This is a genomic window from Nocardiopsis deserti, assembly GCF_008638355.1.
Classification (GTDB): domain Bacteria; phylum Actinomycetota; class Actinomycetes; order Streptosporangiales; family Streptosporangiaceae; genus Nocardiopsis; species Nocardiopsis alborubida.
Map to the genome: position 1 here is coordinate 90915 of NZ_ML703350.1, position 12821 is coordinate 103735.

Annotated in this window: 8 protein-coding genes; 3 read left to right on the forward strand and 5 right to left on the reverse strand. The window is 72.9% G+C overall.

Features of this window, described 5'->3' with window-relative positions; translation table 11 throughout:
• Positions 1-263: 263 nt before the first annotated feature.
• Together pcaB and pcaDC are read left to right on the forward strand one after the other, a co-directional pair.
• Positions 264-1637: a 3-carboxy-cis,cis-muconate cycloisomerase gene (gene pcaB / locus FYW99_RS07750; protein ID WP_150251297.1), complete on the forward strand. Its 1374-nt coding sequence runs from the start codon at positions 264-266 to the stop codon at positions 1635-1637.
• A gap of 134 nt (positions 1638-1771) precedes the next feature.
• Entirely contained in the window at positions 1772-2908 is a 1137-nt protein-coding gene (gene pcaDC, locus FYW99_RS07755; protein ID WP_150251298.1) for a bifunctional 3-oxoadipate enol-lactonase/4-carboxymuconolactone decarboxylase PcaDC, read from the forward strand.
• 69 nt (positions 2909-2977) lie between these two features.
• On the opposite strand, the gene FYW99_RS07760 is transcribed toward pcaDC, so the two are convergent.
• The 3 genes from FYW99_RS07760 to FYW99_RS07770 form a co-directional block, all read right to left on the reverse strand.
• Entirely contained in the window at positions 2978-3814 is an 837-nt protein-coding gene (locus tag FYW99_RS07760) for an SAM-dependent methyltransferase (RefSeq protein ID WP_150251299.1), read from the reverse strand.
• A gap of 122 nt (positions 3815-3936) precedes the next feature.
• Complete coding sequence (locus FYW99_RS07765; RefSeq protein WP_150251300.1) at positions 3937-4671, reverse strand: SWIM zinc finger family protein; 735 nt, start codon at positions 4669-4671, stop codon at positions 3937-3939.
• Positions 4668-7820 (reverse strand): DEAD/DEAH box helicase, encoded by a 3153-nt coding sequence (locus FYW99_RS07770; protein WP_150251301.1) that lies wholly within the window; start codon positions 7818-7820, stop codon positions 4668-4670. Before FYW99_RS07770 ends, FYW99_RS07765 begins: the two co-directional genes overlap by 4 nt.
• An 813-nt stretch (positions 7821-8633) precedes the next feature.
• On the opposite strand from FYW99_RS07770, the gene FYW99_RS07775 reads away from it, so the two are divergent.
• On the forward strand, positions 8634-9926 hold the full coding sequence (locus FYW99_RS07775; RefSeq protein WP_150251675.1) for an HNH endonuclease signature motif containing protein: 1293 nt from the start codon (positions 8634-8636) through the stop codon (positions 9924-9926).
• A 621-nt stretch (positions 9927-10547) separates the two neighbouring features.
• On the opposite strand, the gene FYW99_RS07780 is transcribed toward FYW99_RS07775, so the two are convergent.
• Positions 10548-11957, reverse strand: a complete 1410-nt coding sequence (locus FYW99_RS07780) for an MFS transporter (RefSeq protein ID WP_150251302.1) — start codon at positions 11955-11957, stop codon at positions 10548-10550.
• A gap of 4 nt (positions 11958-11961) precedes the next feature.
• Positions 11962-12786 carry a glycerophosphodiester phosphodiesterase gene (locus tag FYW99_RS07785; RefSeq protein WP_150251303.1) on the reverse strand — a complete coding sequence of 275 codons (825 nt, stop codon included), beginning with the start codon at positions 12784-12786 and terminating at the stop codon, positions 11962-11964.
• Positions 12787-12821: the final 35 nt, after the last annotated feature.

Below are 12821 nucleotides of genomic sequence, written 5' to 3' on the forward strand. Positions count from 1 at the left end.
GGGGGGGCCCCCCTACTTATTCCACATCCCCCTTTGCCCACGGGGGGGGGGGGGGGGGGGGGGTTTGGGGGGCCCCCGGGCGCCCCCCCCCGCCTCTGGGCTGACCAGAGATGTTGCCGGTGTGCTGCGCGGGCCCCGACCCGCGCTGATCTTGTACTCATAGCCGGTGCCGGCGCCCCAAGCCCGCCACAGACACAAGATCACGGCCGAAGGGAGTGGGCTGGCGCACCACCACCCGCCACGACGAGTCCTGGAGGAAACCCGTGCCCGGTCTGTTCGACGGCGTCCTCGACCACGGCCCGCTGGCCGCCCTCACCGACGACACCGCCTGGCTCCAGGCCCTGCTCGACGTGGAGGCCGCCCTCGCACGCGCCCTCGCCGACACCGGCGCCCTGTCCGCGGAGCGCGCCGAGGCCGTGGCCGCCGCCTGCCGCGCCGACCGCTACGACCCGGCGGCGCTGGGCCGGGCCGCCGCCGACGGCGGCAACCCGGTCATCCCCCTGGTGAAGGAACTCACCGCCCGGGTACGAGAGACCGATTCCGAGGCGGCCCGCCACGTCCACCGGGGCGCCACCAGCCAGGACGTCATGGACACCGGCGCCATGCTGCTCGCCCGCCGCGCGGGCGCCGCCCTGCTCGCCGACCTGCGCGCGCTCGCCGACCACCTGCGCGGACTGGCCCGGGCGCACCGCACCACCGCCATGCCCGGCCGCACCCTGCTCCAGCACGCCCTGCCCACCACCTTCGGCGCGGTCGCCGCGGGCTGGGCCAACGGGCTGGCCGAGGCCGCCGACCAGCTCCAGCACGTGCTGGACCACCGTCTGGCCGTGCAGTTCGGCGGGGCCGTCGGCACCCTGGCCTCCCTCGGTGAGGACGGACCCGCCGTCACCGCGGCCCTGGCCGCCCGTCTGGGCCTGGCCGAGCCCGTCCTGCCCTGGCACACCGAGCGCGGCCGGATCGCCGAACTGGCCGCGGCCCTGGGCCGGACCTGCGGGGCGGTCGGCACCGCCGCCCAGGACATCGTGCTCCTCGCCCAGACCGAGGTGGGCGAACTGGTCGAGGACGGCGGCCCCGGCGTCGGCGGCTCCTCCACCCTGCCGCACAAGCGCAACCCCGTCGCGGCCGTCAGCGCCCTGGCCAGCGCCCGGCAGGCCCCCGGACTCGTCGCCACCCTGTTCGCCGCCCAGATCCAGGAGCACCAGCGGGCCGCCGGGAGCTGGCACGCCGAGTGGCTGCCCCTCACCGGCCTGTTGCGCCGCACCGGCGCCGCCGCGGCCTGGCTGCGCACCAGCACCGCCCGGCTGAGGGTGGACGCCGCGCGCATGCGCGCCAACCTCGACGCCACCGGCGGCCTGGCCCTGTCCGAGCGCGTCACCACCGACCTGGCACCCGAACTCGGCCGCATGGACGCCCACCGCCTGGTCGCCGACGCCTGCCGGGAGGCCGTCGACTCCGGCCGGGAGCTGGCCGAGGTCCTCACCGAACGCCTCGACGGGGTCCGCGGCGGCGCGCGGATTCGCGCGCTGCTCGACCCGTCCGGGTACCTGGGCTCGGCCCCGGTGTTCACCGACCGGGTCACCGGCGCAGGAACGGGTAGGACCGGCGACGCGGCGGACACCGGCCCCAGGGGGTACTGATTCCGTGGAGAACACCGTTCCGTGGAGAACACCGCGGCCGCGAGGGGACACCAGCTCCGCTGGGAACACCGACCCCGCGGGGAGCACCGGACGCACGCGAAACACCGACGGCGAAGAAGGAGCACGAGGACCCGATGAGCGTTGACCTGCACCACACCGAGAGCGGACCGGCCGACGCACCGCCCCTGCTGCTCGGCGGCTCCCTGGGCAGCACCACGCGGATGTGGGACCCGCAGGTCGAGGCGCTCTCGACCGTGTTCCGGGTGATCCGCTTCGACCACCGCGGACACGGCGACTCGCCCGTCCCTGAGGGGCCCTACAGCATGGCCGACCTGGGCGGCGACGTCATCGCGCTGATGGACCGGCTGGGCATCGAACGCGCCCACTACGCGGGGCTGTCCATCGGCGGAATGGTCGGCCAGTGGCTGGCCGTCCACCACCCCGGGCGCATCGACCGCCTGGCCCTGCTGGCCACCTCCCCCCACATGGGCCCGGCCCGGAACTGGCGGGACCGTGCCGCGCTGGTGCGCGCCGAGGGCACCGGGGCCGTGGCGGACTCGGTGGTGGAGCGCTGGTTCACCCCGGTCTTCGTCAAGGAGCGCCCGGCCGAGGTCGCCGTGCTGCGCGACCAGGTCGCGTCCACCGCGCCGGAGGGGTACGCGGGCTGCTGCGGGGCCATCGAGACCCACGACGTGCGCGAGGACCTGCACCGGATCAGCGCGCCCACACTGGTCATCGCCGGGGCCGACGACCCCTCCACCCCGCCCGAGGGCAACGCCGACCTGATCGCCGAGCGCGTCCCCGGCGCGCGCCTGGTGGTGCTGGAGGAGGCCGCGCACCTGCTGTCCTGGCAGCAGAGCGCCAAGGTCAACACCCTGCTCACCCAGCACTTCGCGTCCGCCGACCGCCACGGCGCGGGAACGCGGGTGCGCCGCGCCGTGCTGGGCGACGGGCACGTGGACCGTGCCCGGGCGCGCACGACCGGCTTCACCGAACCGTTCCAGGACCTCATCACCCGCTACGCCTGGGGTGAGATCTGGACCCGGCCGGGTCTGGACCGCCGCACCCGCAGCTGCATGGTGCTCACCGCGCTGGTCGCGCACGGGCACTGGAACGAACTGGCCATGCACGTGCGCGCCGCGCTGCGCAACGGGCTGGAGCCCGACGAGATCGGCGAGGTGTTCCTCCAGGCCGCCGTCTACTGCGGGGTGCCCGCCGCGAACCGGGCCTTCGGCATCGCTCAGGAGGTCTTCGCCGAGCAGGACGTGTAGGCGTGAGGGGCGCTGGTCAGGGTCGTGCGCTGACCAGCGCCCCCGGGCGCCTGCCCCGGGGCGCGCTCCTCAGCGCTTGAAGGCCACGCCCGCCAGTTCCCACAGCTTGACCTTGGGGTCGGCGGGGCGGAACACGGGGTCGGTGTCCGGGTGGCGCCAGGTGGCGCAGTCCACCGCGCGGGAGCCCTCGTCGCGCCCGTCGGTCCAGGGACTGGCCAGATCCAGGCCCTCGAAGACCACCGAGGCCTCCTCGGGGCTGCGCACCCGGCCCCACGGGGTGCCGAAGGACAGGATCTTGTCGGTCATCCACACGGCGGAGGCCGGGTCGTCGGAGACGATGTGGGAGGAGATCAGGCACGACCCCGGCGCCAGGCGGTCCATGAGGGCGCGCACCATGCCGAACGGATCGCTGTCGTCGGGGATGCAGTGCAGCAGCGAGACCAGCATCACGCACACGGGCAGGTCGGTGTCGATGAGCCTGGTGGTCTCGGGGGCCTCCAGGATCTCGTCGGTGTCGCGGATGTCGGCCAGCAGGAACGCGGTCTCCGCGCTGTCGCTGATCAGCGCCCGGCCGTGCGCGAGCACGATGGGGTCGTGGTCGACGTAGACCACCCGGGCCCGCGGGTTGGCCTGGTGGGCCGCGTGGTGGGTGTTGTTGGCGGTGGGCAGTCCGGCCCCCAGGTCGAGGAACTGCTCCACCCCCTGGGCCGCCACGTACTCCACCGCGCGTGAGAGGTAGGCGCGGTTGTCGTTGGCGAAGGCGACCAGTTCGGGGATGCCGTCCGCGAGTGCCTCGCAGGCCTTGCGGTCGGCCTCGAAGTTGTCCTTGCCCCCCAGGAGGTAGTCGTACATGCGTGCGATGCTGGGGGTTTCCATGTCGATGTTGGGGGGGAAGTGATCGGCCATGAAGGATACCCATCCGAAGAAGTGACGAGGCGAGTTCTCTGGCCGAATGGTAACCGTGTTTCCACGGCCTTGCGGAGTTTTCCACAACAAAGTTCGAAGTGCGTATTCGGCACCCCATACGCTCACGTTCCGGTCCCCGTCCGCGGTTGTCCGAAACCGGGCAGGTCATCGGCCACGATCCCGGGAGCCGCGGCCCTGACGCGCTCGCCGGAGCCCTCCGGGGCACTCGGACGGGCGGGAAGCGGCGGCGCGGACCAGAACGCGGCGGCCGAACCGGGGGCCGCCTCGTCCGACGGGGGCGGGGGGACGGCGGCGGTATCCAATACCGCTTCTCCGTCATTTTTCCCGATTGTCTCCTCTTCGCCCGGAAATCCTTTTGCCGCGGCTGTGGAAAACGCTTTGACCTGCGCCACGAGCGCGCGCCGATCCCGGCCCAGCCACCGGGTCAGCACGAACGGGTCGCGGTCGGCCTCGGCTCCCAGCTCCGCCACCGCCGCCGCCAGGTGCGCGCACCTGGCGTCCCACCGGTCACAGGAGCAGGTCGCCACCAGCGCGTCCCACCCGCGTGGCACAAGGTCCCACCCCAGCAGTGAGAACACCCGGGCGGCCGCCACCGGCAGCTCACCGGCCAGGACCCGGGCGCGGAACACCGGCTGGGAGGCCAGCGCGGCGCACAGGCGCTCCCACTCGGCCTCCGGAGGCACCGTGCGGATCAGGCTCACCTCGTGCGCGCCCGGGCCGCGGACCCGTCCCGCGACCTCGCCCGGACGCACCGACAGCCGCTCCACCCGCGCGCTCCCGGCGGTCGGGCCCGGCTCTCCCAGGGCCTGCGCGAACAGCGGCGACCACGCGCTCACTCGGCCACCGCCTCCGGGGACAGCCGCACGACCTCGCGCAGGTCCCGCACCGACAACCCGGTCAGCCACGCCTCACCGGTGGTCACGGCGCTGTCGGCCAGCGCGCTCTTGCGCTCGATCATCTCGTCCACCCGCTCCTCGACCGTGCCCACGCACACCATCTTGCGCACCTGCACGTCCCGCCGCTGGCCGATCCGGAACGCCCGGTCGGTGGCCTGGTTCTCCACCGCCGGGTTCCACCACCGGTCCACATGCACCACGTGGTTGGCCGCGGTCAGGTTCAGCCCCGTCCCGGCGGCCTTGAGCGAGAGCAGGAACACCGCCGGGCCCTCCATCTCCTGGAAGCGCCGCGTCATCTCCTCCCGCTCCGCCCGCGGCGTGCCCCCGTGCAGCCACAGCACCGGCACCCCCAGCCGCGAACGCAGGTAGGGGGCCAGACGCTCGCCGAACCGCGCGTACTGGGTGAAGCACAGGGCCTTGTCGCCCTCGGCCGCGGCCGAGGCCAGGATCGCCTCCACCCGCTCCAGCTTTCCCGAGCGCCCCGACAGCGCCGAGCCGTCCCCCAGGAACTGCGCCGGGTGGTTGCAGATCTGCTTGAGCCGCGACATCGTCGCCAGCACCAGTCCCTTGCGCTCCTTCTCGGTCGCCTCGGCCAGCCGCTCGCCCATCTCGTCCACCACCGCCTTGTACAGCGAGGCCTGCTCCGGGGTGAGCGTGCACCAGGTGCGCATCTCCAGCTTCTCGGGCAGGTCGACGATGATCGACCGGTCGGTCTTGAGGCGGCGCAGCACGAACGGCCCGGTCATGCGGCGCACCAGCTCGGTGTCGGGCCCCTCCTCGCCCTCGACCGCCCGCTCGAAGGCCGACTCCGTGCCCAGCAGCCCCGGGTTGGCGAACTCCATCACCGACCACAGCTCGCCCAGGTTGTTCTCCACCGGGGTGCCGGTGAGCGCGATCCGTGTGGCCGCGGGCAGCGACCGCACCGCCCGGGCCTGCCGGGTGCCGTGGTTCTTGAGTGCCTGCGCCTCGTCGCACACCACCCGGTGCCAGGGCATGCCCGCCAGCTCCTCGCTGTCGCGGGTGACCACGCCGTAGGTGGTGACGACCAGGTCGCACGAGCCCACCAGGCGGGCCAGGGCGTTGCCCGAGGGCCGGTCCGGGCCGTGCTGCACGTGCACCCGCAGCGAGGGTGCGAACCGCTCGGCCTCGCGCCGCCAGTTGCCCACCAGTGAGACCGGGCACACCAGCAGGGTCGGCCCCGGCGCGGGTTCCCGGAGCCGCTCGTCGGTGAGCAGGGCCAGCAGCTGCACGGTCTTGCCCAGGCCCATGTCGTCGGCCAGGACCGCGCCCAGGCCCAGCTCGCCCAGGAAACGCAGCCACGCCGCACCCCGGTCCTGGTAGGGGCGCAGCGAGCCCTGGAATCCGGACGGAGTGCCCATCGGGCGCGGCTCGGCCTTGGCGCCCCCGTCCAGCAGCGCGCCCAGCGGACCGGAGGCGACCGCGTCGGTGACCGGCAGGGGAGCGGTGCCCTCCACACCGATGGCCGTGCGCAGCGCCTCGTCGGTGCGCATCCAGTGGCCGCCGCGCCGTTTGACCAGGTCCAGGGTGGCGCTGATCCGCTCGGGGTCCACCTCCAGCCACCGGCCGCGCACGCGCACCAGCGAACGCTTGAGGCGGGCCAGCTCGGCGAGTTCGGTCAGCTCGTCCTCGCTGAGCGGTACGGCCTCCTCGCCGTCGCGGCCCCGGAGCAGGGCCTCGAAGGACACGTTGACCAGGTCGGAGGGGCCCACCCCGCCGCCCCTGCGTTTGCGGGGCGCCTCCTCGACCGCCACCCGCAGGCCCAGGGCGGGCCTGCCGCGCCACTCGGGCAGGACCACGCCGAACCCGGCGCCGCTCAGCCGGGCGGCGCCCTCGGCGACGAACCGCTCGGCGTCCTCGGTGCCCATCAGCAGCCGGGCCGGGGCCAGGTCGCGCAGCGCGCGGTGCAGCGGCGGGTGGTGGCGCGCGGCCCGGCGCAGGTCGGCCAGGGCGGTGGTGCCCACGTCGGCGGGCAGCCAGGCGGCGCCCTCGCCCTGCCACACCTGTTCCAGGGGCAGGCGCAGGCCCGGGTCGGTGACCGAGCGCACCCAGAACTCCAGCGCCCACGGCCCTGTCCGGTCGGGTTCGCGCAGCAGGAACAGCAGCGCGGCCCGTCCCGCGCCGCGCACCCGCGAGCGCCACTCGCGCAGGGGCCCGCGCAGCCGGGCGGCGGTGTCGGCGTCGATCCCGCCCGGGTCGCCGGTGAGCGCGGCGGCCAGCCGCTGGCCGGGGGCCGTTCCGTCGTCGGCGGTTCGTCCAGGGGCGGTCGGGCCTTCGGCATTCCGGCCGTCGTCGGTGCGGCTGTTGTCGGTTCGGCCGTTGTCGGTCCGGTTGTTGTCGATCCACCTGCTGACTCTCCGACCACCGCTGTCCGGGCCGGGGGACAGCGCGCGGCGGGGCCGGGCCAGGCGGCGGGCCGCCGCGTCGGTGAGCAGTTCCAGGGGGGCGAGCACGCAGGCGCGGGCAACCGCGTCGGGCGGCTCCCCGGGCAGGTGGGCGCGGGCGGAGGGCGGCAGGGCGCCGGTGAGCGCGGCCAGGTGCTCCTCCGCCCAGTCCAGGGGTGCGGGCCGCCAGCGGGCCCGGGCGGGGTCGCCCACCAGGTCGGGCAGCACGCATCCGGAGGTGACCAGGAGTTCGGCGAAGTCGCGGACCGCGCGCAGGTGGACCAGTGAGGGCCCGGGGACGGCGCCGGGGGCGTCGGGCGCGGCCAGGAGGGCCTCGGCGGAGGCGGCGTTCAGCCGCAGGACGGGCACCCGCCAGGGGTGGAAGGCGGCCGGGGCGGTGCCGGGCGCGCCGGTGGAGGCGAAGGGAGCGGAGGTGTCCCCGGGCAGGGACAGGTCCAGGGTTGCGTGCGTGGCCGAGCCCGCCCCGATTCCCGAGCCCGCTCCGAGACCCGCGTCCGCTCCGAGATTCGCGTCCGCCAGGAGCGCGCGCAGATCGCGGGTCTCCAAGGCGAACGGGTGCGGGCGCGCTCGGCCGTGCGCGCCCTCGGCCGGGGGAGCGGCGGAGGGCGCGGACTCAGCCCACACCGCCAGTGCGTCCCCGGTCCACACGCCGTGCAGAACCCGCACCGCACCTCCCGCGTCCTCGCCGACAGTCGGCCCCAGTATGGCCGGATGCGGCGACAGACCGTGACGCGAGCCCGGTGACGGGGATCAGCCCCGATTCCGTCAAGGCAAGGGACGCGGGTGTGCGTGGGTGCGTGGGTGCGTGGGTGTGCGGGTGTGCGGGGAACTGGTGGGGCGGTGGGCGGGCGTGCGGAGGGGTTGGTTTTCCACAGGTGGTGGTTGGGGGTGGCAGCGGGTAGATCCGTGATGGTTTCCTGGAAATAGGGGGGATCCCACCCCTGTGCGTTTTGGCATGCCCTCAACCGTCCGACAGTAGGAAAAGAACAAGGAATTGAGGGGTAGGGAGGGGCCGCCAACAGGGCCCCTCCCTACGCCATTCCTGCCAGGGGTTGTTGGCGGCAACGAAAGCGCGCCTGCTGCCGCGCAAGGGCGAGGAGATGCGGAAAAGCGGTCAGCGTCCGGCGGGGGCGGGGGTGTCCGACGAACAGCGGCACCAAAGGCGGGAGCCACTGACGGAGGGCGACCAACGCCTGGGGTGCGGGGATGGTGGGGCTCTGCTGCGTCGGCACCAACGACAGGCGAACCCTCCGGCCTTGGGTAGCGCCCCTAGCTCCTGTGATCGAGGCGGGCGACGGTGGCACCAACAGCGAGCGACCATTCTGGTTGCGCCTTTTCGGACGCCTTTCGGATCGCCGTAATTGTGGCCTGCCAATCATGGGTAGATCTCCGAGAAGAAAGCCAGAAAGGCAGGAAATCCAGGGCTGTGAATAGTGGAACAATGGTGGATTCTGGCTTATAATAAGAGGTATGGAGATGATGCTTGCAGCGCCCGACGCGGCCCCCGGGGAATGCTCCCCGGCCGTGGCCGCGCTGGCCGGTGCGCGCGAGATCATCGACCAGGCATGGAGCGGGGAACTGCCGCCCGGAGCGGACGAGAGTGCGGCTGAGGAAGTCGCCGCCTTGTGGGCGCAGCTGGAAAAGGTCCGTTACCAGGCGTTGGCGCGGATGGCGGGTTTGTACGCGCGGGGTGAGGTGTCCCGCTACAGCGGTTACTCCACGTTGGACAAGTGGCTGGTTCACCACGGCAAGATGCCTACCGGTCAGGCGAAGGATTTGGCCCGTCTGGCCCAGCACGTGCATGAGGAGACGCTGCCCGCCACCACTCAAGCGGTGGCTGAGGGCAGGGTGGTGTTGGGTGAGGCGGTCGCGATCGCCAAGGCCACCGACACAGCCGTCCAGACCCGGGATGAGAACCACTTTCCCGACGAGCAGGGGTACCGGCAGGGGTTTGAGTCCGCTCTGGTGTCCGCGAAGGTCGAGCGGCCTGCGTTGTCGGTCAACCAGATCCAGGCGGTGGCCCGTCAGGTCGCCTACCGTATGGACCCGCACCGCCTGGACCGCGACCACGAGGCCGCCCACGCCGCACGCGGCCTGACGGTTCATGACACGTTTCAGGGCAGCTACCAGTTGCAGGCCTGGGGCGGGGTCGGGGACGCGTTGGTCGTGCGCGCGGCCATCGACACCTTCACCACCCCACCGAGTGAGGACGACACCCGCACCCGGTCCCAGCGTGAGCATGACGCGCTCATCGCGGCACTGCGCTTTGCCACCACCCACACCGGATGCACCCACACCCCCGCCCCGTTGGCGCAGATCCGCATCCTGGTGCCGGTACAGACTTACCTGGACGCCCAGGGCCAGGAGGTTCCGGCTCTGGATGAGCGCGGACGGGTGATCCCGGTCGGTCTGGTGCACGAGTTGGCTGGGGACGCCGAGGTGGTGCGGATGCTCACCGCACCCCCCACCGGACAGGTGCTGGATGTGGGCCACAGCCGCAGGTTGGCCTCAGCCCGACAGCGCACCGCCGCCTTTCACGGACACACCACGTGCGCCCACCCGGGCGGATGCGAGGTGCCGGTCTCGTTCTGCCAGGCCGACCACGTCACCTCGTTCTCCCGGGGCGGGCGCACGGTGGTGGCGAACCTGCAACCGTTGTGCGGGCCGCACAACCGGGCCAAGTACCAACGCGAACTGCGCACACACCAACACCGAGGACGAGGACGGCACCACCCGTCCGACGGGGACCCGGACCCACCGCCCCGGGCATGACCCCCGGCCGTGCCGAGCCCCGGCATGCCCGCGCCCGACACGCAGCCCGCGCCCCGCACCCGCCGTCGTCGCTGCCACCGTTGCCCGCCCCCACCACCGGGGGTCGGTAGCGCTGCCCAAGGCCGGAGGGTCCGCTCGCCTTTGGTGCCAACGCAGCAGAGGCCCACCACCCCCGAACGCCCACCGTTGACCGCCCTCCCACACCACCACGCGGCAGCCGGTGCCGCCACCTCCGGCCACCACCCACAGCCAGGGCGTTGAACGGGGACCCCGGACACTCGCTGCCTTCGCTGCCAACGCATGAGCGAGCAACCACCCCCGAATCCCGGGCGTTGGTCGCTCTCCCAAACCACCTCGCGGCAGCCGGTGCCGCAGGAGCGAGCGACCACGCGCGCACAGCAAGCGTTGATCGCCCTCCCCGGCCCACCGCTGCCTTTGGTGCCAACGCAGGAGCGAGCAACCACCCCTACACCCCCACCGTTGAACGCCCTCCAGCAGACGTTTCCGCCGTTGCTGTGACCCTTGCTGTGACCCTGGAATGCCCACGCCACCGATCACCTTGGTCATGTTCGCCTAAGCGTCTTCCCTGAGCGGAGGCGGGCCGACCAGCGCTACAGGGAGCTACAGGTTGCGCGGCACCTCGTTGCCCACCGCGAGAATGCCCTCGCGCATGCGCGTGCGCCACAGCAGCAGGCCGCCGATGACGAAGAACACGATCAGCGACAGGATCGCCACCCGGTAGCCGCCGGTGAGCGAGACGGCCACGGTCACGGTCAGCGATCCCAGGAAGCTCGACCCCTTGTCCGAGATCTGGTACAGGCTGAAGTACTCCGCCTCACGCCCCTGGGGAATGAGCTGGGAGTACAGCGACCGGGCCAGTGACTGGGTGCCGCCCAGCACCAGGCCGATTCCCACGCCCATGGCCACGAACAGCGGTACGTTCCCGACCGGGAGAAAGTAGGCCGCCGCCACGAGCGAGCTCCACACGGCGAGCGTGGCCAGCACGGTGTTCTTGCTGCCCAGGACCCGAGCGACCCGGCCGGTCAGGAAGGCGCCCCCGAAGGCCACGAACTGGATGATGAGGATGGTGACGATCAGGACGTTCTGGTCCAGCCCCAGGTCCTGGGTGGCGAAGGGCGCCGCGTAGCGGATGGCCGCCTGCACGCCGTCGTTGAACAGGATGAACGCCAGGAGGAACAGGATCGTGTTCGGGTACCTGCGCATGTCCTTGAGCGTGTGCCCGAACTGGCGCAGTGACTGTCCCACCCTCGGACGGCCCTGACCGCGCGCCGCCAGGGCGCCGTAGCGGTTGCGCAGCGGCCGCAGCGCCAGGACGGTGAACCCCGCCCACCACAGACCGCAGGAGGCGAAGGCGATGCGCGCGGCGTCGTCCGTGCCCAGGCCCAGGGACGGCGCGCCGACCACCAGGCCCAGGTGGACGGCCAACAGCAGGGCCCCGCCCAGGTAGCCGATGCCCCAGCCGGTGACCGACACCCGGTCGCGTTCGTCGGCCGTGGCCACCTCGGGCAGGAACGCGTTGTAGACCACGCCCGCCAGCCCGTACAGCAGGTTGGCCAGCACGAACAGCACCGAGGCCACCAGGTAGCCGTCGGTGGCGAAGTACAGCCCCACCGTGCACGCCGACCCGCTGGCGGCCAGCCAGAGCAGCCACCGCTTCTTGTGCCGGGAGTGGTCGACCATCGACCCCACCACCGGCAGGCACAGGATCTGGAGCAGGATCGCCACCGTGGTCAGCGCCGGGTAGAGCGCGTTGGGGTGCAGCGAGAGGAAGTCCAGCCCCAGCGGGCTGACGGACAGTGCGGGGTCCAGGCAGGACGCGGCGTCCGGGGCCCCGGCCGACACGCACGCCAGGTTGCTCAGGTACGGGCCGATGAGCACGGTCACCACCGAGGTGGTGAACACCGAGTTGGCCCAGTCGTAGAGGTACCAGCCGCGCTGCTCGCGCCTGCGCTGCCCGGGGTCGGCTGAGGGGGCGCCGGTGGCGTCCGCCTCCGGTGGTGTGGTGGCCATGGGGCTATCCGTTCCGCTGGGGGATGTCGGTGGAGGGGGCGCGGCCGGACCACTGGCCCCGCCGTACGAGGAGTTCCCTGAGGGCACTCGTGTTGTCGGTGACGATGCCGTCCACCCCCGCGTCGAGCAGGCGCTCCATCGTCCCGGGCTCGTTGATGGTCCACACGTGCACCTGCATGCCCATACGGTGCGCGGTGGCGAGCAGGTCCCGGCTGAGCAGGGGGAAGGCGTTGTGGCGCAGCGGGATCTGCGCGCACACCGGGACCCGGCTGGCCAGGGAGCGCAGCAGGGGGGACAGGGAGGCCGCCCGCAGCCGGACCACGTCCAGGGGGCCGCAGGAGGTGGCGACGGGCCGGTCGAACAGCCGCCGAGCCCGGTCCAGGCGGCGCTGGTCGAAGGAGCCCACGCACACCCGGTCCCAGGCGTTGGTGCGGCGCAGCGCCTCACGCAGCGGCAGGACGGCGGCGTCGGCCTTGACGTCGATGTTGAACCGCGCCTCGGGCCAGGTCCCCAGCAGGTCCTCCAGCACCGGGACCGGCTCGCGTCCGGCCACCCGGGCGCGGGCCACCTCGCGGTGGGGCAGGTCGCCGATCGCGCCGCTCATGTCGGTGGCGCGGTCCAGGGTGGGGTCGTGGAAGGCCATGAGGACGCCGTCGCTGGTGGCGTGCACGTCCGTCTCCAGGTACGTGTAGCCGAGGTCGACGGCGTACTGGAAGGCCGCGGCCGTGTTCTCCAGTTCGGTGCGGCGCACGCCCTGGTTGTCGAGGAGCCACCCGCCGCGGTGGGCGAGGGCCACGGGTACGGGGGAGGAGAGGTAGGCGGAAGTCACGCATGCAGTATGCCGGTTTCGGACCGCTGTGCGCC